Annotated in this window: 20 protein-coding genes; 3 read left to right on the top strand and 17 right to left on the bottom strand. The window is 71.6% G+C overall.

The genetic code is table 11. The annotated features are described in order from the left end of the window. Positions 1–26: 26 nt before the first annotated feature. The 14 genes from ACZBH1_RS15920 to ACZBH1_RS15855 all read right to left on the bottom strand — a co-directional run bounded on the left by ACZBH1_RS15920 (position 27) and on the right by ACZBH1_RS15855 (position 12,935). Positions 27–557: a GNAT family N-acetyltransferase gene (locus ACZBH1_RS15920; RefSeq protein ID WP_378880821.1), complete on the bottom strand. Its 531-nt coding sequence runs from the start codon at positions 555–557 to the stop codon at positions 27–29. Next, positions 554–1,630: a 3-dehydroquinate synthase gene (gene aroB, locus ACZBH1_RS15915; RefSeq protein WP_463646918.1), complete on the bottom strand. Its 1,077-nt coding sequence runs from the start codon at positions 1,628–1,630 to the stop codon at positions 554–556. Before aroB ends, ACZBH1_RS15920 begins: the two co-directional genes overlap by 4 nt. Next, positions 1,627–2,214: a shikimate kinase gene (locus ACZBH1_RS15910; RefSeq protein ID WP_378880826.1), complete on the bottom strand. Its 588-nt coding sequence runs from the start codon at positions 2,212–2,214 to the stop codon at positions 1,627–1,629. The genes aroB and ACZBH1_RS15910 overlap by 4 nt, the downstream gene beginning before the upstream one ends. After that, entirely contained in the window at positions 2,198–3,427 is a 1,230-nt protein-coding gene (gene aroC / locus ACZBH1_RS15905; protein ID WP_463646917.1) for a chorismate synthase, read from the bottom strand. The genes ACZBH1_RS15910 and aroC overlap by 17 nt, the downstream gene beginning before the upstream one ends. A 30-nt stretch (positions 3,428–3,457) precedes the next feature. Beyond that, on the bottom strand, positions 3,458–4,345 hold the full coding sequence (locus ACZBH1_RS15900; protein WP_463646916.1) for a shikimate dehydrogenase family protein: 888 nt from the start codon (positions 4,343–4,345) through the stop codon (positions 3,458–3,460). After that, the gene (gene mltG / locus ACZBH1_RS15895) at positions 4,312–5,928 is read right to left on the bottom strand and encodes an endolytic transglycosylase MltG (RefSeq protein ID WP_463646915.1); all 1,617 of its coding nucleotides are present in this window, start codon (positions 5,926–5,928) and stop codon (positions 4,312–4,314) included. Before mltG ends, ACZBH1_RS15900 begins: the two co-directional genes overlap by 34 nt. Further along, complete coding sequence (gene ruvX, locus ACZBH1_RS15890; protein ID WP_378880838.1) at positions 5,928–6,395, bottom strand: Holliday junction resolvase RuvX; 468 nt, start codon at positions 6,393–6,395, stop codon at positions 5,928–5,930. Before ruvX ends, mltG begins: the two co-directional genes overlap by 1 nt. A gap of 13 nt (positions 6,396–6,408) precedes the next feature. After that, the gene (gene alaS / locus ACZBH1_RS15885) at positions 6,409–9,066 is read right to left on the bottom strand and encodes an alanine--tRNA ligase (RefSeq protein WP_378880840.1); all 2,658 of its coding nucleotides are present in this window, start codon (positions 9,064–9,066) and stop codon (positions 6,409–6,411) included. A 92-nt stretch (positions 9,067–9,158) separates the two neighbouring features. Next, positions 9,159–9,440 (bottom strand): ATPase, encoded by a 282-nt coding sequence (locus ACZBH1_RS15880; RefSeq protein ID WP_336397994.1) that lies wholly within the window; start codon positions 9,438–9,440, stop codon positions 9,159–9,161. A gap of 102 nt (positions 9,441–9,542) precedes the next feature. Further along, positions 9,543–10,172, bottom strand: a complete 630-nt coding sequence (gene rpsD, locus ACZBH1_RS15875; protein ID WP_336397995.1) for a 30S ribosomal protein S4 — start codon at positions 10,170–10,172, stop codon at positions 9,543–9,545. A gap of 176 nt (positions 10,173–10,348) precedes the next feature. Next, complete coding sequence (locus tag ACZBH1_RS15870; protein WP_463646914.1) at positions 10,349–10,738, bottom strand: hypothetical protein; 390 nt, start codon at positions 10,736–10,738, stop codon at positions 10,349–10,351. A gap of 2 nt (positions 10,739–10,740) precedes the next feature. Beyond that, on the bottom strand, positions 10,741–11,034 hold the full coding sequence (locus tag ACZBH1_RS15865; RefSeq protein WP_463646913.1) for a hypothetical protein: 294 nt from the start codon (positions 11,032–11,034) through the stop codon (positions 10,741–10,743). Then, positions 11,031–11,570: a PadR family transcriptional regulator gene (locus ACZBH1_RS15860; protein WP_378880845.1), complete on the bottom strand. Its 540-nt coding sequence runs from the start codon at positions 11,568–11,570 to the stop codon at positions 11,031–11,033. Before ACZBH1_RS15860 ends, ACZBH1_RS15865 begins: the two co-directional genes overlap by 4 nt. Positions 11,571–11,639: 69 nt before the next feature. Then, a complete protein-coding gene (locus tag ACZBH1_RS15855; RefSeq protein WP_463647065.1) occupies positions 11,640–12,935 on the bottom strand; it encodes a replication-associated recombination protein A in 1,296 nt (431 codons plus the stop codon). A gap of 238 nt (positions 12,936–13,173) precedes the next feature. On the opposite strand from ACZBH1_RS15855, the gene ACZBH1_RS15850 reads away from it, so the two are divergent. The 3 genes from ACZBH1_RS15850 (at position 13,174) to ACZBH1_RS15840 (ending at position 15,774) form a co-directional block, all read left to right on the top strand. Then, positions 13,174–13,494 (top strand): dioxygenase, encoded by a 321-nt coding sequence (locus ACZBH1_RS15850; RefSeq protein ID WP_336398000.1) that lies wholly within the window; start codon positions 13,174–13,176, stop codon positions 13,492–13,494. 109 nt (positions 13,495–13,603) lie between these two features. Next, on the top strand, positions 13,604–15,106 hold the full coding sequence (locus ACZBH1_RS15845; RefSeq protein WP_463646912.1) for a DUF349 domain-containing protein: 1,503 nt from the start codon (positions 13,604–13,606) through the stop codon (positions 15,104–15,106). A 101-nt stretch (positions 15,107–15,207) separates the two neighbouring features. Continuing rightward, the gene (locus ACZBH1_RS15840; protein WP_378880850.1) at positions 15,208–15,774 is read left to right on the top strand and encodes a type IV toxin-antitoxin system AbiEi family antitoxin; all 567 of its coding nucleotides are present in this window, start codon (positions 15,208–15,210) and stop codon (positions 15,772–15,774) included. On the opposite strand, the gene ACZBH1_RS15835 is transcribed toward ACZBH1_RS15840, so the two are convergent. From ACZBH1_RS15835 to secD, 3 genes are read right to left on the bottom strand one after another with little or no spacing between them, the layout of a single operon-like run. Continuing rightward, positions 15,744–17,993 (bottom strand): RelA/SpoT family protein, encoded by a 2,250-nt coding sequence (locus tag ACZBH1_RS15835; RefSeq protein ID WP_336398003.1) that lies wholly within the window; start codon positions 17,991–17,993, stop codon positions 15,744–15,746. The genes ACZBH1_RS15840 and ACZBH1_RS15835 overlap by 31 nt on opposite strands. A gap of 53 nt (positions 17,994–18,046) precedes the next feature. Beyond that, a complete protein-coding gene (gene secF, locus ACZBH1_RS15830; protein ID WP_336398004.1) occupies positions 18,047–19,039 on the bottom strand; it encodes a protein translocase subunit SecF in 993 nt (330 codons plus the stop codon). Beyond that, positions 19,039–20,760, bottom strand: a complete 1,722-nt coding sequence (secD, locus tag ACZBH1_RS15825) for a protein translocase subunit SecD (protein ID WP_336398005.1) — start codon at positions 20,758–20,760, stop codon at positions 19,039–19,041. Before secD ends, secF begins: the two co-directional genes overlap by 1 nt. Between the last annotated feature and the right edge of the window lie 34 nt (positions 20,761–20,794).

Below are 20,794 nucleotides of genomic sequence, written 5' to 3'. Positions count from 1 at the left end.
CGCGCCGGTGGGTCCGGCTCGCCGGTTCAGAGCGCGCGCGCCATCACGATCTCGGGCCCGATGGTGCTCGTGAAGGTCTCGCCGGTGGGGACGAATCCGTTGCGCCGGTAGGCGGCCTGCGCACGGGCGTTGTCGGCGTGGACGTCCAGGGTGAGACGACGGATGCCGAGCCCGGCGACCCACGCGGCGGCGGCGTCGAACAGCGCGTCGATCGTGCCGGCGCCGCGGTGCTCCGGGCTCACGTAGACGCCGACGACGTCGGCACGGGCGGTGTACACGGTGCGACCGGTGTGGTCGACGGTGCCGACGGCGCGCACGAGGACGGTGGCCGATCCGACCCACCGGCCGTCGGCCTCGGCGACGAACTGCGCCGCCTCGTCGCCGATCGCCGCGTCCAGGGTCCGTCGGCGCCAGAACTCGTCGTCGTGCGCGAGCTCCTGCTCGGGGGTGGAGAGGAAGGCGATGCCGGCGTCCGGATCGCCCACGGCACGGATCCGGAGGTCGCGCACGCGCGCCCACTCGTCCTCGCGGACGCGTCGCGCGACCGCCGCCGTCACCCTGCGACCTCCTGGTAGGCCGCGAACAGCAGGGATTCGTCCGGCGCCTGCAGCACGGTGGGCTTGGCGATGTCGTCCAGCACGATGAAGCGCAGCATGCCGCCCCTGCTTTTCTTGTCGCGCTGCATCGTGGCCAGGAGCTGCGGCCACGCACCGGGGCGGTAGCTCGTCGGAAGCCCGAGGGTCTCGAGGATCTCGCGGTGACGCTGCGCCGCGGCATCCGGCAGGCGTCCCGCCAGCCGCGAGAGCTCGGCGGCGAACACCATGCCGACCGAGATCGCCGCGCCGTGGCGCCAGCGGTACCGTTCGGCGTGCTCGATCGCGTGGCCGAGCGTGTGGCCGTAGTTGAGGATCTCGCGCAGTCCGGCCTCGCGGAGATCCTCCCCCACGACCCGCGCCTTCATGTCGATGGCGAGTTCGATCGTGCGCCGGAACGCGTCGCTGCGGGGATCGACCGCGGCCTCGGCGTCGGCCTCGACGAGGTCGAGGATCTCGGGAGCCCAGATGAAGCCCGCCTTGACCACCTCGGCGTACCCGGCGACGAGTTCGTTGCGCGAGAGCGAATCGAGCAGATCGAGGTCGCAGATGACCGCGCGCGGCGCCCAGAACGCGCCGACGAGGTTCTTGCCCTCGGCGGTGTTGACGCCGGTCTTGCCGCCCACCGCCGCGTCGACCATGCCCAGCACCGTCGTCGGCACCTGCACGACCTCGACGCCGCGGAGCCAGGTCGCCGCGACGAAGCCGGCGAGGTCGGTCACCGCTCCGCCGCCGAATCCGACGACGGCGTCGGTGCGGGTGAAGTCCGCCTTGCCCATCACCTGCCAGCAGAACGCGGCGACCTCGATGCGCTTGCCGGCCTCGGCGTCGGGGATCTCGGCGAGGAGCACCTCGCGGTCGTCGATCAGCTGCGCGCGCAGGCTCTCGGCCTGCGCCGCGAGCGTCGGGGGGTGGACCACCAGCACTTTGCGGGCGGCGGGCGGCAGCGCCTCGCCGAGCGTCGACAGGATGCTCCGCCCCACGGTGATGTCGTAGCGCGCGTCGCCGCTCACGCCGATGGTCGTGGCATCCGTCATCTCGACTCGCTCCGCTCGCTGGGCACGTCCGTCTCCTCCTGCTCGGCCCCGGCGGGCCCGAGCGCCTCGTGCGCCGCGTCGCCGCGCACCCAGTCCACGAGGGCGTCCACGACATCCTGCACCGGTCCGCTCGACGTGTCGAAGGTCACGTCGGCGAGCTCCTCGTACACCGGACGCCGCTGCTCGTAGATGGCGGTCCAGCGCTGGACGGCGTCCTCGCCCTGCAGCAGCGGGCGGGCCGAGTCGCGGACGCGGCCGGCCACCACGCGCGCCGTGACGGTCAGCAGCACGACCCGATGGCCGGCGAGGTCGGCGCGCGTCTGCGGGTGCATGACCGCGCCGCCGCCGAGCGACACGATGCCGCCGCCGCGGAGCCCGGCGACGACCGCCTCGCGCTCGAGCGCGCGGAAGTGCTCCTCGCCGTGCTCGGCGAACAGCCGCTCGATCGGTCCGTGCTCTCGCACCACGGCGGCGTCGGTGTCGAAGAACGGGACGCCCAGTGCCCGCGCCGCCTTCTTGCCGATGCTGGTCTTGCCCGAGCCCATCGGGCCGATCAGCACGACCGGGTCAGAGTGCGGCGTCATGCGAGAGCAGGCCGGCGTCGCTCCGGGCAGCCGTGCGCAGCTCCTCGGGGATCGCCGCGAGGAAGCCCTCGATGTTGCGACGCGTCTCGGCGACGCTGTCGCCGCCGAACTTCTCGAGGACCACGTCCGCCAGGACGACGGCGACCATCGCCTCGGCGACGACGCCGGCGGCCGGGACCGCGCACACGTCGGAGCGCTGGTGGTGTGCGGAGGCGGCGTCTCCGGTGGAGACGTCGACGGTGCGCAGGGCGCGGGGCACCGTCGCGATCGGCTTCATGCCGGCGCGCACGCGCAGCACTGTGCCGGTGGACATGCCGCCCTCGGTGCCGCCCGCCTTGTCGCTGGAGCGCGTGATGCCGTCCTCGGCCGTGAACAGCTCGTCGTGCGCCGCCGATCCGCGCCGGCGCGTGGTCTCGAAGCCGTCGCCGACTTCGACGCCCTTGATCGCCTGGATGCTCATGAGCGCCTGTGCGAGCTTGGCGTCCAGGCGCCGGTCCCAGTGGACGTGCGAGCCGAGGCCGGGCGGCAGGCCGTAGGCGAGCACCTCGACGATCCCACCGAGCGTGTCGCCGTCCTTGCGGGCGGCGTCGACCTCTGCGACCATCGCCTGGCTCGTTGCCGGGTCGAAGCAGCGCAGCGGATCGGCGTCGAGGACCTCGACGTCGTCGGGTGCGGGCAGCGCTGCGCCCTCTGGGACGCGGACCGGGCCGATCGACAGGGTGTGGCTGACCAGGCGGATGCCGAGCTCCGCCAGGAAGGCGCGGGCGATGGCGCCGAGCGCCACGCGAGCGGCCGTCTCGCGGGCGCTCGCGCGCTCGAGGATCGGCCGGGCCTCGTCGAAGCCGTATTTCTGCATGCCGACGAGGTCGGCGTGTCCGGGGCGCGGGCGGGTGAGCGCGGCACCGCGACCGCGCGACTTCTCCGTCAGCTCGACCGGCTCGGCGCTCATGACCTCGACCCACTTCGGCCACTCGGTGTTGCCGATGCGCAGCGCGATGGGGCTGCCGAGCGAGGATCCGTGGACCACGCCGGACGAGATGGTCAGCTCGTCCTCCTCGAACTTCATGCGCGACCCTCGACCGTAGCCGAGCTTGCGGCGCGCGAGGTCCGCCTGGATTGCAGCGCGGGAGATCGGGACGCCGGCGGGAAGTCCCTCCATGATGGCGACGAGTTCTGGGCCGTGCGATTCGCCGGCCGTGAGCACGCGGAGCATTGCTCCAGTCTCCCACGCGGGGCGGGCGGGTTACGCCGTGTGAGGATCGACGAGCACGCGGCGCATGGCTGCGAGGGCCTCGTCCTCCCGGTCCATCGGCATGTCGGGGTCGCCGTGGCGGAAGATGCGGATCTGCAGCAGGGCCTGGTGCAGCAGCATGCCCAGGCCCGACCGTGCCGGAGCGCCCGCGCGCTCCCACGCGTCGGAGAGAGCGGTCGGCCAGTGCCCGTACACGACGTCCAGGAGCAGCCCGCCCGAGCGCGCGAGCGCATCGGCGACGGCGGCGGGCAGCTGCGCCTCGCCCGGGAGCGTCGCGATCGTCACGGGGACGGCGGGATGATCGGATGCCGCCAGCGGCGCCGGGGAGATCGCGATGCCGAGCCGCTCCCCGAGCTGCACCAGAGCGTGGACGGCCTCGGGCCGACGGGCGGCCACCTCCACCTCGCTGGCTCCCAGCTCGGACAGCGCCACGAGGGCGGACGTCGCCGTGGCGCCCGCTCCCACGATCCGCGCACGGGGGACGACGGTGATCCGGTCGTCCGAGAGCGCGCGCACGATGCCGCCGACGTCGGTGTTGAAGCCGCGGGGCATGCCCGAGTCCGTGCCCCGCAGCAGGAGCGTGTTGACGGCGCCGGTGAGCTCGGCCCGGCGGTCGCGGGTCGCCGCGGCGGCGAAGGCGACCGCCTTCAGGGGCATCGTGAGCGACAGACCGCGCCACTCACGGTCGAGCCCGGCGAGCTCCTGCCCGAACGACGTTGCGTCGACGCGGCGGCGGCCGTACGACCAGTCCAGGCCCAGCACCGCGTAGGCGGCGGCGTGCAGCTGCGGCGAGCGGCTGTGCGCGATGGGATCGCCCCATACCTCCAGACGCGTCGCGCCGGGCGTCAGCACCCCGAGTCCGGGTTGTCGGCGCACCACTGCTGCCACTGCTCGACGTATCGCAGGTGCTCGCGGTAGGTCTCGGTGAAGACGGTCTCGCCGGTGTTCATGTTGACCGTGACGAAGTAGAGCCACGGACCTTCGGCGGGATGCATGGCCGCGTCGATCGCGACGTCGCCGGGGTTGGCGATCGGTCCGACCGGCAGCCCCGTGTGGACGTAGGTGTTCCACGGGTTGGGGTCGTTCAGCGCCTCTTCGGAGGAGCTCACCGTCCCGTCGTGCATCTCGCCGTAGCCGTACTGCGCGGTGGAGTCCATCTGCAGCTTGCCGAACGTCTCCTGGTTGCTCGGATCGAGCCGGTTCTGGATGACGGTCGACACCTTCTGCATGTCCTGCTCGAACCGCGCCTCGCGCTGGATGATCGACGCGATCGTCAGGATGCGCTGACGATCCTCGGGCGGCACCCCTGCCTCGTCCAGCGACTGCACCGTGCGGTCGACGAGCGTCTGGATCGCCGACTGGGGGGTGACGCTCGGATCGAACGTGTAGGTCGCGGGGAAGAGCCAGCCCTCGAGGCTGTCGGCCTGCACGCCGTACGCGGCGGGGTCCGCCGCGGCGGCCTGCAGCTGATCCAGCGGCAGCCCGGTGCCCTCGGCGAGCCGCTCGAGCGTGCCGTCCACCGTGAAGCCCTCGGGGATCTGCGCCGTGAACTCCTGCTTGTTGGCCGGATCGAGCAGCGCCGCCAGCGCGGCCTTGCTCGTCATCTGCTTCTGCAGCTTGAACACGCCCGGCTGGAAGTTCGGGTTCTGCCCGCTCTCGATGAGGTAGTCGTAGAACGCGTCGGGCGTCTTGGTCACCCCGGCGTCGTACAGCGACTGCGAGATGGGCGAGCCGGTGTCGCCCGAGGCGATCGTCACGAACGCCTCGCCGTTGGCCAGGCCCGCCTCGTAGTCCTTGGGCTCCTCCCACCCCATGACCTCGCGGATGTTGTCCTCATAGGTGTTCCACACCCAGAGGCCGCCGGCGGTGACGCCGCCGAGGATGGCGAGGACCACGCCGAGCGCGATCCACCCCGCGGCGCGCCGGCGCCTCCGGTTCTTGGCGGGTGGCACGTCTCCGATGTCCTCCGTCGAGGTGGAACCGCTGAACAGCTCCTCGAGCGTCCCGCTCGCGAAGTCCGCCGCCGGCTCGTCGCCGCGGGGCGCCGCCGACCGCGCTGCGGAGGGCGCGGCCCCGGCGGCGGTGCCGTTCGCGGCGCGGCTGTAGGGCATCGCGGGGCCGACGCCGGCGCCGGCGAAGATCCATGGGTCGTCGTCGGAGGACGAGCCCTCGGCGCCGACCGGGTCCGCCGGTCGCGGGGTCCGAATCGGCACGGGCTGGAATCCCTCGCCGGAGCCGTCGCCCGCCGGCGCGGCGTGAGCCGGCGACGGCGCGGAATCGCTCCGGCTCACCGGCGACGGCCCGGAGACGAGCGTCTCCCACGACGCCGGCGGAGCGGCCGCCGGCGACGAGGCCGGGGCCTGCGCAGGTGTGGCGCCGGTCGAGGACCGGCGGGCTGCGGCTTCGCGGGCGGCGCGACGCGACTGGGGGATCGCTTCGCCGTCAGGCGATGAGTCGGGCATCAGGCTGGCTCCTGGGGGACGGTGATTCCGGGCGGACGGCCGGTGCTCTTCTCGACATCGAGCGCTTGCTGGAGCAGGACGACCGCGGCGACCTGGTCAATGATGGTACGCGACGAACGCTGGGATCTGCCCGAACTGCGCAGGGCCGCGTGTGCGGAGACCGTCGAGAGGCGCTCGTCCACGAGCCTCACCGGGAGAGCGGATGCCGCGGCCAGCGCCGCCGCGAACTCCCGTGCGTCCCGGGTCGAGGCGGTGTCCTCGCCCCTCATGTTCAGCGGCAGACCGACCAGCACCTCGAAGGCCCCGTGCTCGTCGGCGAGGGCGATGATGCGCGCGACGGAGCCGTCGTCGCGCGGCACGGTCTCGACCGGCGTCGCGAGCAGCCCGTCGGGGTCGCACTTCGCGACCCCGACGCGGGCTTTGCCGACGTCGACACCGAGCCGCGTCCCCCTGCGGAACCCGCTCATGAGCGTGCGCCGCTCACGCGGCGAGGGCGTCCTTCACGGCGGCCAGCGCGGCCGGCAGGGAGGCGGCATCCGCTCCCCCGCCCTGCGCGACGTCGTCTCGGCCGCCTCCGCCGCCGCCGAGCACGCCCGCGGCGCCCTTGGCGAGAGCGCCCGCCTTGGCGCCCGCGGCGCGCGCGGCGTCGTTGGTCGCGACGATGACGACGGGGCGGTCGTTCACGACGGCGCCCAGTGCGACGACGGCGGCGTCCGATCCGAGGCGCTCGCGCACCTGGAGGGCGAGCGAACGGACGTCGTCGGCCGACGCGGCGGTGCCGAGCGACTCGGCGACCACCAGGGTCTCACCGACGCGGGTCGCGGTGCCGGCGAGGGCGGGCAGGCGGTCCCCGAGCGCCTTGGCCTCGAAAGCTGCGATCTTCTTCTCGGCGGCCTTGAGGCTGGCCTGGAGCTCGGCGATGCGGGCGGGGAGCTGCTCGCGCGGCGCCTTGAGCGAGGAGGTGAGCTGCGAGACGAGCGCGCGCTCCGCGGCCAGCGACCGGAAGGCGTCGAGGCCGACCAGCGCCTCGACACGGCGGTTGGAGGCGCCGACAGACGATTCGCCCACGAGGCTGATGAGCCCGACCTCGGCGCTCGCCGACACGTGCGTGCCGGCGCACAGCTCGCGCGACCACGGGCCGCCGATGTCGACCATGCGCACCGTGTCGCCGTACTTCTCGCCGAACAGCGCCATCGCGCCCAGGGCCTTGGCCTCATCCAGCGGGAGCACGCGCGTGGTCACCTCGAGGTTGTCCCGCACCGCGTTGTTGGCGATCTCCTCGATCTCGGACTTCGTCTGGTCGGACAGCGACTGGCCCCACGAGAAGTCGAAGCGCATGTAGCCGGCGCGGTTCAGCGAGCCGGCCTGCGTCGCCGTCTTGCCGAGCGTGTCGCGCAGGGCGGCGTGCACGAGGTGGGTCGCGGAGTGCGCCTGGCGGGCGGCGCGGCGGTTCGCGGCATCCACCACCGACGTGGCCGGCTGGCCGACGCCGACCTCTCCGGTGGAGACCTCGACGGTGTGGCTCACCAGGCCCGGTACGGGCTTCTGCACGTCGAGGACCTCGAGCTCGTAGCCCGGACCCACGATCACGCCCTTGTCGGCGACCTGTCCGCCCGACTCGGCGTACAGCGCCGTCTCGGCGAGGATGACCTCCGCGATCTGCCCGACGCTCGCGCGATCGACCGACGTGCCGTCGACGAGGATGCCGAGCACGCGCGACTCGGTCTCGAGGTCGGTGTACCCCGTGAAGACCGTCTCGCCCTGCGCGCGCAGATCGCGGTACACGCTGGTGTCGGCGAGCTGACGCTTGCGGGCGCGCGCATCGGCCTTGGCCCGCGCGCGCTGCTCCTGCATGAGGGTGTCGAACGCGGCCCGGTCGACGCTCAGGCCCGCCTCCTCGGCGATCTCGAGGGTGAGATCGATCGGGAAGCCGTAGGTGTCGTGCAGCAGGAACGCCTCATCGCCGGGGATGGAGGTCCCGCCGGCGGCCTTCGTCCCGGTCAGGGACTCCTCGAGGATCGCCTCACCCGCGGCGAGGGTGCGCAGGAAGGTGGCCTCCTCGGCGAGGGCGTACTGCGAGATGCGCGCCCAGTCCGTCTCGACGACGGGGTAGGCATCTTTCATGGCGTCGCGCGAGGCCGCGAACAGCTCTGCGAACGTCGGCCCGTCGACGCCGAGCAGGCGCATCGAGCGGATGACCCGTCGCATCAGGCGGCGCAGGATGTAGCCGCGGCCGTCGTTGGACGGCGTGACGCCGTCCGACATGAGCATGAGGGACGAGCGGACGTGGTCGGCGACCACACGGAAGCGCACGTCGTCGTCGTGGTTCGCGCCGTACGTGCGGCCCGACAGCGCCACCGCGCGGTCCAGGACCGGACGCACCTGGTCGGTCTCGTACATGTTGTCGACGCCCTGCTTGATGAACGCGATGCGCTCCAGGCCCATGCCGGTGTCGATGTTCTTGTTCGGCAGCTCCCCCACGACGTCGAAGTCGTACTTCGAGCGCACGTTGGTGATCTCGTACTGCATGAACACGAGGTTCCAGATCTCGACGTACCGGTCGTCATCGGTGGCGGGGCCGCCGTCGACGCCGTACGCGGGGCCGCGGTCGAAGAAGATCTCCGAGCAGGGGCCGGCGGGGCCGGGCAGCCCGGTGCTCCAGTAGTTGGTGTCCTTGCCCAGACGCTGGATCCGCTCCTCGGGCAGGCCGGTGAGCCGCAGCCACAGGTCGTGGGCCTCGTCGTCCTCCTCGTAGACGGTCACCCACAGGTCCTTCGGGTCGAAGCCCAGGCCGCCCTCCGCCTCGGCGCTCGTGAGGAGCTCCCACGCGTAGCGGATCGCGCCTTCCTTGAAGTAGTCGCCGAACGACCAGTTGCCCAGCATCTGGAAGAACGTGCCGTGCCGAGGGGTCTTGCCGACCTCCTCGATGTCGTTCGTGCGGATGCACTTCTGGTTGTCGGCGGCCCGCGGATAGGGCGCGGGCACGTCGCCCGACAGATACGGGATGAAGGGCACCATGCCGGCCACGGTGAACAGCAGCGCAGGGTCGTCGGTCACGAGCGAAGCCGACGGGACGATGGTGTGGCCGTTCTTCTCGAAGTAATCGAGGAAGCGCTGGGCGATCTCGGCGGTCTTCATGCGGGTCCTTGCTGATGCGTGCGGGGGCGTGCGTGAGGGAGAGGGTGTTTCGAGGGTGTTCGGAGCCGGTGGCCGCGCAGCGGCCGGCGTCGTCAGTCCGCGATCTTGCGGGCGGCGGTCTGAGCCGAGTCGAGGACCTCGGATGCCGCGGCGGCGGCCGTGCCCGCGGCGTCGGCGGCGGCATCGCGCACGTCGTCGACGATCCCCGCGAACCGGGACTCCTGCTCGCGGTACGCGTCGCCGATGCGGTCGGTGAACTCCGTGATGCGGGCGTCGACCTCGGCGAGGATCTCGTGGCCGCGCGGGTCCTTGTTGACCAGGTGCGCGAGGACGAATCCGCCGGCGATGCCGAACAGGAACCACAGGAGCTTCATGTCACCACTTCCTCGCGGGGCCGCCGGAGCGCGGCATCCTCCCATCGTATGCGGAAACGACGAAGGGCGCCGGGTTGCCCCGGCGCCCTTCGTGCGACCGTGTTACCGGGCCGCGTAGTACTCGACGACGAGCTGGACGTCGCAGACCACGGGGACCTCGGCACGCTTCGGGCGGCGCACCAGGCGGGCCTGGAGCTTGTCGAGCTCGACCTCGAGGTAGCCCGGGACCGGGGGCAGGACGTCGGCGTGACCGCCGGCGGCCGCCACCTGGAAGGGCTCGAGGCCCTCGCTCTTGCCCTTGACATGGATGAGCTGACCCGGCTTCACGCGGAACGACGGGCGGTCGACGAGCTGGCCGTCCACGAGGATGTGGCGGTGCACGACGAGCTGACGCGCCTGCGCGGTGGTGCGGGCGAAGCCGGCGCGGAGCACGAGGGCGTCCAGGCGCATCTCGAGCTGCTCGACCAGGTTCTCACCGGTCAGGCCCTGGGTGCGGCGGGCCTCGTTGAACTGGATGCGCAGCTGCTTCTCGCGGATGCCGTACTGCTCGCGCAGACGCTGCTTCTCGCGGAGACGGACGGCGTAGTCGCTGTCGGCCTTGCGCTTGGTGCGGCCGTGCTCGCCCGGAGCGTAGGGACGCTTCTCGAGGTAGCGGGCGGCCTTCGGGGTGAGCGCGACGCCGAGCGCGCGCGACAGACGGACCTTGCGGCGGTCCTGGGACTTCGTAGCCACGAAGTGTTCCTTTCGATGACGCTGCCGTGTCTTTCACGGCTCGCGGGCGTATCGCCCTGTCTTCGCCCTGTCCGGACTGCACGCCGGGGCATGCCGGCAGGTCGGTGAAGAAGAGAGGGGATGCCCGAAAACGGTGTTTCGAGCCGCTCAAGCCTACCAGAGGTCCGTCGGGCCCTTCATGAGAGGGCGACGACCAGCGTGGCGGCTGCGAGAGCGGCGCAGGCGGGGGTCATCGTGAGGCGCTCGGCCCGGCTGCGCGAGACCGCGTTCATGGCGATGCCGACGACGAAGTAACCGAGGAGCACCCAGGTGATCACCGCGACGGCGGGGCTGTCGCCGCCGGGAAGCGCGCCCGCCCGGCTGAGCAGCACGACAGCGAAGGCCGCGTACAGCACCACCGAGACGGCGCTGCCGATGCGCAGGCGACGCGGCAGCACACGATGGGCGCCGCCCCACACGAACCTTCCCCACGGTGCGCCTGCGGCCACGCAGGCCTGCAGCACCGCGAGCGCGCACAGGATCAGCGTGGCAACGGTGGCCGCGACGAGGGCGGGGGTCGGCGGCATCCCTATCTCCAGACGAAGACGGCGATGAGGAAGAGGGCGTACGCGATGCCCGCTGCGACGGCGAGCCCGTTCGACAGGCGGCCCCAGCGCGCGCGGACGGCCGCGATCGCGAAGGCGGCGGTCAGGAGGGCCCACACCAGCGTGTGGCCGCCGTCGACGACGGCCAGGCGCAGCCCCGTGGCCTCGGGAACCTCCACGCCGTCGCCGACGGTGGCGAAGACCACGGTCACCACCAGGGCGGCCGCGGACGCGAGTCCGAAGAGGGTGCGCGCGCGGGCGTGGGGCTTCGCGGTCATGGCAGCTTCTCCCCCATCTCGTCGATCCAGGCGCGCATCAGCGCGTGCGAGCGCAGGCCGTAGTCCAGCGTCGCGCGCTGGTACGCGAACAGCCGCTGGGTGGCGGGGTCGAGATCCCCCGTCCGCGCGTCCACCTCGACGGCGAGGGCTTCCAGCGCCCGCCGCGAGTCGTCCACGTGCTCGCGGATGGTGCGGAGGACGCCGGCGCGGTCCGACGCCGGCTCGAGCCTGCCGAGGAGGAACACCTTGGCGAGCACGGTCGTCTCGGCCTCCGTCCCCTGCGGGATGGGCGCCAGCATCCAGGCCCGCCACCGTCGGGTGCCCTCGTCGGTGATCCGGTGGACCTTTCGGCCGCGCCTGGTGCCGTCGGCCTCTTCGACCACCACCGCGCCGGCGGCGGTCAGGTGCTGCAGGGCGCGTTGGATGCTGCCGGAGCTCGCGCTGTAGAACAGCGAGATCCCCGCGGCGAACCGCTTCTGGAGGTCGTAGAGCGACAGCGGCCCGCCGAGCAGCAGGCCGAGGATGACGAATTGCATGGGCGCCTCCGGGGTCGAACGCCACGATATCCCTTTGAGGGATATATATCTACCTCTGAGGGATATCGATCAGCTGCCGTCGAGGATGCGCCGGATCTTCTCGAGGCGCGCCTGCACGTCGCGCTCCGCGCCGAACGCCTTGGGCTCGTAGTACCGGCGTCCGCGCAGCTCGTCCGGAAGGTACTGCTGCGGCGAGATGCCGATCTCGGCGTCGTGCGGGTAGACGTAGCCCTTGCCGTGACCGAGGCGCTTGGCGCCCGGATAGTGCGCGTCGCGCAGATGGACCGGGACCCGCCCGAAGCCGCCGGCGCGCACGTCGGCGATCGCCTTGTCGATCGCGAGGTAGGCGGCGTTGGACTTCGCCGTGGTCGCGAGGTACGCCGTCGCCTCTGCCAGCGGGATGCGGCCCTCGGGCATGCCGATGAACTGCACGGCATCCGCGGCTGCCACCGCGATCGGCAGCGCCTGCGGATCGGCCAGTCCGATGTCTTCGGCAGCGGAGATGATGAGCCTGCGGGCGATGAACCGGGGGTCCTCCCCCGCCTCGATCATGCGGGCGAGGTAGTGCATGGCGGCATCGACGTCCGAGCCGCGGATCGACTTGATGAACGCGCTGATGACGTCGTAGTGCTCGTCCCCCTGGCGGTCGTAGCGCAGCAGTGCCCGGTCGACGGCCTGCGACACCTGCTCGGTCGTGATCTCGGGGACCCCGGCCGCCTCGGCGTCGTCGGGATCGTCGTCGGGAACCGCGAGGGATGCCGCGGCCTCGAGCGCCGTCAGGGCTCGCCGCGCGTCCCCCGACGCCAGGCGCACGATCGCGTCGCGAGCCTCGTCGCCCAGCGCGACCGCGCCGGACAGTCCGCGCGGATCGGCCACCGCCCGGTCGAGCAGCATGCGCAGGTCGTCGTCGGTGAGCGGCTTGAGGGTGAGCAGGAGCGAGCGCGACAGCAGCGGGGAGATGACCGAGAACGAGGGGTTCTCGGTGGTCGCCGCGATGAGGACGACCCAGCCGTTCTCGACGCCGGGCAGCAGGGCGTCCTGCTGCGCCTTGGTGAAGCGGTGGATCTCATCGAGGAAGAGGATGGTCGACTGCCCGTACAGATCGCGTTGCGTCAGCGCCTCCTGCATCACCTCGCGCACGTCGCGCACGCCCGCCGTCACGGCGGACAGCTCGACGAACCGCCGGCCGGAGGAGCGCGCGATCGCCTGGGCGAGGGTCGTCTTGCCGGTGCCGGGCGGCCCCCACAGGATGACCGAGGTCGCGGCGCGCGCGGCCGCCTCGGGGTTCGCGAGCGTCACGAGCGGGGATCCCGCGCGCAGCAGGTGCGACTGACCGGCCACCTCGTCGAGCGAGGTCGGACGCATGCGGACCGCGAGAGGCGTGAGCGCCTGGAAGAGCGCGGTCGGACTGGTCACGCCTCCAGGCTATCCCGGTGCGCGGACGGCGGATCCGGGGCGTTTTGGCCGCCGCCGGGCGTGCCCCGTAGGATCAACCCGCCCGGGCGCGCCCCGGGCGCACCGCGCGGCCCGATCCGGTCCGGAGCGGACGACCGGGCCCTCCCCCGCGCGGGACGGCCGGCGACGAGGCGAACGAGGAGGTCCCGTGGCGACCGGTGGCAAGGATCGCGGCGCACGTGCCGAGAAGGAGCGCTCGCGGCTCTATCAGGCGCGTCGGCAGTTCCACGAGGACCAGGCCCGTCGCCGTCGCCGCGACAATCTCATCGCCGGCATCGCGGGAGGCGTGCTGGTGCTGGGACTCATCGCCGCGCAGACGGTCTATTTCGTGGCGGGGCCAGGAGCACCTGCCCCGTCCCCGACGTCGGTGACCACGCCCACGCCCTCGCCGACGGAGCCCACCCCGTCGTCGACGCCCGCGCCCACCACGACGCCCGAGCCGACGCCGAGCCCCACCGCGACGTCCTGACGAGGTCGATCCCCGAGGCGGCGAAGCATCGGAGTCGGGGCATCCGCCGTACTAGGCTTTAGCCGTCCTACTCCCTACAGACGGCGCGAGCCGCGATGAGGTGCATCCCGTGACTGCCGCAGCAGACTTCCAGCCCGAGACCGACGCCCCCGAGAACACCGGGACCGGCGAGAACGAGAACCCCGCGACCGCGGAGGCGGCCGAGAGCACGGCGGACGGGACGGATGCCGCGGCCGCGGCCGACGGCTCGCCCGACGAGGCCCCCGCGGACGCCGAGCCCGAGCAGACCCCAGAGGCGACGGACGACGCCGAGCCCGCGGTCGCCGACGCTGAGCCCGCGGTCGCCGACGCTGAGCCCGCGGTCGCCGAGACGCCCGCTCCGGCGTCCGACGAGCCCTGGGGCCGCGTCGACGAGGACGGCACCGTCTCGGTTCGCGAGGCCGCCGGGTGGCGCGTCGTGGGCCAGTATCCCGACGGCTCCGCCGAGGAGGCCCTGGCGTACTTCGAGCGCAAGTACTCCGACCTCGCGAGCGAGGTGACGCTCCTCGAGGTGCGTCACCGCCGCGGCGGCGCGTCCGCATCCGACCTGCGCGCCACCGCCCGCACCATCAACGGCAAGCTCGACGGCGCCGCGGCGGTCGGCGACCTCGCGAGCCTCGCCGCCCGCGTGGCTGCTCTCACCGAGACCCTCGCCGCGGAGTCAGAGACCGAGGCCGTGGCGGCCCGCGCGGCCGTCGACGACGCCGTCAAGGCACGCACGGAGCTCGTCGAGAAGGCCGAGGCCCTCGCGGCGCGCGACCCCAAGACGGTGCAGTGGAAGCAGGCGAGCGCCGACCTCAACGCGCTGTTCGAGCAGTGGCAGTCGCAGCAGCAGAGCGGCCCCCGCCTGCCGAAGTCGACCGCTCAGCAGCTCTGGAAGCGATTCCGGGACGCCCGTGCGACGGTCGACAAGCACCGTCGTGCGTTCTACGCCGAGCTCGACGAGGCCCACAAGACCGTCCGCGACCGCAAGAGCCGTCTGGTCGAGAAGGCCGAGGCGCTGTCGTCCAAGGGCGAGGACGGCATCCCCGCCTACCGCGAGCTGCTGGACGAGTGGAAGTCTGCCGGCCGCGCCGGCAAGAAGGTCGACGACGCGCTGTGGGCCCGGTTCAAGGCCGCCGGCGACGCCCTCTACGGTGCACGCGTGGAGCGCGAGGCGGCGGACGCCGAGGCATCCCGCGAGAAGATCGAGCTCAAGCGCGGTCTGCTCGAGGAGGCGAAGGCGGTCGGCGACGAGCGCGACATCGCCAAGGCGAGGTCGATCCTCACGGGCATCCAGCGCCGCTGGGACGAGATCGGACGGGTCTTCCCGCGCGACACCGAGCGCTCCCTCGACGACGAGCTCCGGCGCGTCGAGAACGCGCTGCGCACCCGCGAGGACGCCGACTGGAAGCGGAACGACCCCGAGCAGAAGGCGCGCGCCAACGACATGGCGCGCCAGCTGACCGACGCGATCCAGAAGCTCGAGGACGAGGTGGAGGCGGCCAAAGCGACGGGCGACAAGCGCGCGATCGCGAAGGCGACCGAGGCGCTGGAGGCCCGCCGTTCGTGGCTGAAGGCACTGGGCGGCTGAGCCGACGCACGCACGGCCGGAGGGATTGACGCCGGTCGCGTTCTCCACAGCCCGGCCGATGCGGCGCCCGCGACGGCGGCGCGCTGCGGCACACTTCCCCCATGGGATCGCCGTTCCTCTACTTCACCGACGATCGCCTCTCGGAGGCCGAGCTCACGGCCGCCTGCCTCGACGGCGACCTCGTCGCACTCGGTGACGCGTACATCCCGGCCGACGCTGTCGAGACGGCGGCGCTGCGGGCGGGGTCGCTGACCCCGATACTCGGCGACACGCTCGCGGCCACCCACCTCACCGCCGCGTGGATCCACGGCGGGCTCCCGCTGCCGCCTGCCCGGCACACCGTCCAGCGGGCGGTGCCGCGGCGGCTGCACCTCGTCCCCGACCGCCGGCTGGTCTACCGCGACCTCGCCGTCGCGCCCGACGACCTCCAGCGCGTCGGCGGCGTCCTGGTGACGACGCCGGAGCGCACGCTCGCCGACCTCGCCCGGCTCGGCGACGGGCCTCACGTGCGGGCGGCGCGGCTGCTCGCCGCGGCCGCTCCGGCCCTCGTCCCCCTCGCGATCGCACGTCTGGAGGCCGGGACGCTCCCCCACAAGCGATCAGCCCTGGCGGTGCTCCAACGGATCCAGGCCGCGGATCAGGACGACGTGACGCGGTACACGTCGTAGACCGCGTCGATGCGCCGGACCGCGTTCAGCACGCGGTCGAGGTGGACGATGTCGCCCATCTCGAACACGAACCGGCTGAGGGCGAGCCGGTCGTTCGAGGTCGAGACGGTCGCCGAGAGGATGTTGACGTGGTGCTCGCTGAGCACGCGCGTGACATCGCTCAGCAGCCCGGAGCGGTCCAGCGCCTCGACCTGGATCTGCACCAGGAAGACGCTCTTTGTGGTCGGCGCCCACTCGACGTCGATCAGGCGCTCCTGGTCCGCCATCAGCGACTTCACGTTCGTGCAGTCGGTCCGGTGCACCGAGACGCCGCTGCCGCGGGTCACGAAGCCGACGACCTCGTCTCCGGGGACCGGCGTGCAGCACTTGGCCAGCTTCACGAGGATGTCGGGGGCTCCGCGGACGAGGACGCCGGAGTCCCCACCGCGCGGCGCGCGGGAGCGACCGACGACCGGCAGGTCGATCGGACCCGTCGTGGTGTCGTTGGCGGCGACGAGCGCGGTCACCTTCTCGATCACGGACTGCGTCGAGACGTGACCTTCGCCGACGGCGGCATACAGCGCGGAGACGTCCTCGTAGCGCAGCTGGTGGGCGACCTCGGTGAACGAGTCCTGACTCATCAGGCGCTGCAGCGGCAGGTTCTGCCGGCGCATCGCTCGGGCGATCGACTCCTTGCCCTGCTCGATCGCCTCCTCGCGGCGCTCCTTGGTGAACCAGCCGCGGATCTTGTTGCGCGCGCGGGTGCTCTTGACGAACCCGAGCCAGTCCTGGCTGGGGCCGGCGTCGGGGTTCTTGGAGGTGAACACCTCGACGACGTCACCGCTCTTGAGCTCGGACTCCAGCGGCACCAGGCGGCCGTTCACCTTCGCGCCCATCGTGCGGTGGCCCACCTCGGTGTGCACGGCGTAGGCGAAGTCCACCGGGGTCGCGCCGGCCGGGAGGCCGATCACGCGCCCCTTCGGCGTGAAGACGTAGACCTCCTTCGCGCCGATCTCGAACCGCAGCGAGTCGAGGAACTCGCCCGGGTCGGCGGTCTCGGCCTGCCAGTCGGAGATGTGCGCGAGCCACGCCATGTCGGTGTCGACGGACTTGGCGTCCGTCTTGCCGCCGTTCATCTGCTCCTTGTACTTCCAGTGGGCGGCCACGCCGTACTCCGCCTGCTGGTGCATCTCGTGCGTGCGGATCTGGATCTCGACGGTGCGCCCGCCCGGGCCGATCACCGTGGTGTGGAGCGACTGATACAGGTTGAACTTCGGCGTCGCGATGTAGTCCTTGAAGCGCCCGGACAGCGGCGTCCAGCGTGCGTGGATCGCACCGAGCACGGCGTAGCAGTCGCGGACGCTGCCCACGAGGACGCGGATGCCGATGAGGTCGTAGATGTCGTCGAACTCGCGACCGCGCACGACCATCTTCTGGTACACCGAGTACAGCTGCTTGGGGCGGCCCATCACGCGGCCGCGGATGCGCAGCTCGCGGAGGTCGCTGTCGACCGCGGCGATCACGTTCTGCACGTACTGCTCGCGCTGCGGCGTGCGCTGCTTGACGAGGCTGTCGATCTCGGCGTACAGCTTCGGGTGCAGCACGGCGAACGAGAGGTCCTCGAGCTCGGACTTGATCGCCTGGATGCCGAGCCGGTGGGCCAGCGGCGCGTAGATCTCGAGCGTCTCGGTGGCCTTCTTGCGAGCTTTCTCCGGCGGGACGAAGCCCCAGGTGCGCGCGTTGTGCAGCCGGTCGGCGAGTTTGATGAGGAGTACGCGGATGTCGCGGGACATCGCGACGATCATCTTGCGGACGGTCTCGGCCTGGGCGCTCTCTCCGTACTTGACCTTGTCGAGCTTCGTGACCCCGTCCACGAGCATCGCGACCTCGTCGCCGAACTCGCTCGTGAGCATCTCGAGCGAGTAGTGCGTGTCCTCCACTGTGTCGTGGAGCAGGGCCGCCGCGATCGCACGCGGGCCGAGACCGAGGTCGGCGAGGATCTGGGCCACCGCGAGCGGATGCGTGATGTACGGCTCGCCGCTCTGCCTCGCCTGGCCGGAGTGGGCGGACTCGGCGACCGAGTACGCGCGCTCGACGATCGACAGATCGCCCTTGGGGTGGTGCGTGCGCACCGTGCGCAGGAGCTGCTCGACGTCGTCGCGCCGTGCCGACCGCGAGAAGATGCGCGGCACGAGACGCCGAAGCGACGAGGACTGGGCGGGGGGAACGGTCTCGGTCATTCGAAACCTCCCCTCCGCCGGACCTCACAATCCTACGCCCGCGCGTCGTGCGCTCAGGCCGGGGTGCCGGCCAGCTCGCGCGCCGTCACGACGCGCGCGTCGCGCGTCTTGATCGCCGGCTCGTTCTCACGCAGCAGCGAGTACAGCGGCGCGGCGACGAAGATGGTCGAGTACGCGGCCACGATCGTTCCCACGAAGATCGACAGCGACAGGTCGGTGAGCGTCTGCGCGCCGGCCCAGATGAGGCCGATGAACAGGATCGCACCCGTCGGCAGGATCGCCACGACGGTCGTGTTGATGGAGCGCACGAGCGTCTGGTTCACCGCGAGGTTGACCGACTCGCCGAAGGTGCGCCCCGACACCTCCCCGTCCTCGCTGGTGTTCTCCCGGATCTTGTCGAACACGACCGTGGTGTCGTACAGGGCGTACGAGAGGATCGTCAGGAAGCCGATCACCGCGGCGGGCGAGATCTCGAAGCCGAACAGCGCGTAGACGCCGATGGTGATGATGAGGACGTCGACGAGGCCGATGATCGCCGACACCGACATCTTCCAGGTGCGGAAGTACAGCGCGAGGATGATGAAGGTCAGGGCCAGGAAGATCGCCAGTCCCCACAGCGACTGCCGCGTCACGTCGGCACCCCAGCTGGGGCCGATGAACGCGTAGCTCACCTCGCTCTCCGGAACGTCGTACGCCTCGGCGAGGGCGTCGGAGACCTCGCGGCTCTCGGCATCCGTCATCTGATCGGTCTGGACGCGGACGGCGTCCTCTCCGATCGTGACCACCTTCGTCGTCGCCTCGGGCACCACCGACAGCACGGCGTCGGTCGCCAGCGACTGGTCGACCGGCGACTGCACGCCGTTGACGGTGAACTGCGAGCCGCCGGTGAACTCGATCGAGAACTGGATCGGGCGGAACAGCGGCACGAGAACCGAGCCGAGGACGAGGAGCGCCGCGATGAGGAACCACAGGTTGCGGCGTCCGACGAAGGGGAACGACGTCTTGCCCGTGTAGAGGTCGTTGCCGAGCTGGCTCATGGAGCGCATCAGTCGTCTCCCTCCTTGACGGTCGTGCCCGGTCTGCTGTCGGCCGCGGCGAGCTCGGCCTGCTTGCGCTCGGCGATCGTCTGGCGGCGCACGGCCTCGCCGCGGGCCTTGACGGTGCGGCGTCCGGCGGCGCCGCCGGCGAGCACCGGCTCGCGGAACTGCGCGCGCCCGCGGTACACCGCGCCCAGCGCCGTCGGATCGAGCCCTGACAGCGGATGCCCCGACCCGAAGAACCTCGTGCGCACGAGCAGCTGCATCACGGGGTGCGTGAACAGGATGAAGATCAGGACGTCGATGGCCGTGGTGAGGCCGAGGGTGAAGGCGAAGCCCTTCACCGTCGAGTCCGCGAGGATGTAGAGGACCACTGCGGCGAGGATGTTGATCGACTTCGAGATGTAGATCGTGCGCTTCGCGCGTCCCCAGCCGTCCTCGACGGCCGCCGTGACCGACTTGCCGTCGCGCAGCTCGTCGCGGATGCGCTCGAAGTAGACGATGAAGGAGTCGGCCGTGAAGCCGATCGTCACGATGAGGCCCGCGACGCCGGCCAGCGAGAGGCGGAAGCCCATGCGCCACGCGAGGATGCACAGCGTGACGTAGGTGAGCACGGCCATGACCGCCAGCGAGGCGATGATGACGAACCCGAGCGCGCGGTAGACGATGAGCGAGTACAGCGCGACGAGCGCGAGACCGATGAGACCTGCGATGAGGCCGATCTGCAGCTGCTGCGAGCCGAGCGTCGCCGAGATGGAGTTGGAGCTCTCGACCGTGAAGCTCAGCGGCAGCGCGCCGTACTTGAGCTGGTCGGCGAGCACCTTGGCGGTCTCCTGGGTGAAGCTGCCGGTGATGCTCGGCTTGCCGTCGGTGATGACGCCGTTCATGGAGGGCGCCGAGAGCACGTACCCGTCCAGGACGAACGCGAACTGGTTCAGCGGCGCCTGGGCGCCGTACAGGCGCTGGCTGATCTCGCCGAAGATCTGGGTGCCCTCGCCGTCGAACTGCAGGTTGACCGCCCACAGCCCGTTCTGCTGCTGCAGGCCGAACGTCGCGTCGTCGATCGACGAGCCGTCGAGCTCGACCGGGCCCAGGATGTACTTGACCGTGCGGTCGGCGTCGCAGGTGATCAGCGGCTCGTCGGCCGGAGCGCTGGCCGGGTCGTTGGCCGGGTCGGAGCAGTCGTACGCGAGGAACTCGGCCTGCAGGGCCGGCGTGATCCACGCGGTGTCGCTGCCGTTGGTCGGCGAGGTCGTGGGCGTCGCCTGCAGCGTGGGATCGGGAGTCGGATACGGCGTGGCGTTGCCGTCCTCTCCGACGAACTCGGTGGCGGGGTCGCCTGCGTACAGCACGGCGCGCAGCTGGAGCTGCGCCGAGGCCTCGATCCGGTTGCGGGTCTCCTCGTCGGCCTGCCCGGGGATCTGCACGACGATCTGGTTGCCCGCCTGCGTGGTCACCTCGGCCTCGCCGACGCCGGAGGCGTCGACGCGCTGACGGATGATCGTGACGGCCTGCTCCATCTGCTCGGCCGACGGGTCGGCGCCGTCCTCGGTCTGGGCCTCGAGCACGATCTGGGTGCCGCCCTGGAGGTCCAGGGCGAGAGCGGGGGTCCACGAGCTCTGGCCGAACACGTACACGCCCAGGGCGTTGATGCCGAACAGGAGGGCCGTGATGGCGAGGAGGCCGGTCAGCGCGCGCCACGCATGCCGGACGGGAGTGGATGTCGCCACGTCTCTGCTTTCTTGGGATGCCCGAACGGGCGGA

The sequence above is a fragment of the Microbacterium sp. ZXT2-5 genome (genome assembly GCF_055329545.1).
Note: the sequence above shows the minus strand (reverse complement) of the source record. Positions and strands in the feature narration are given on the sequence as shown.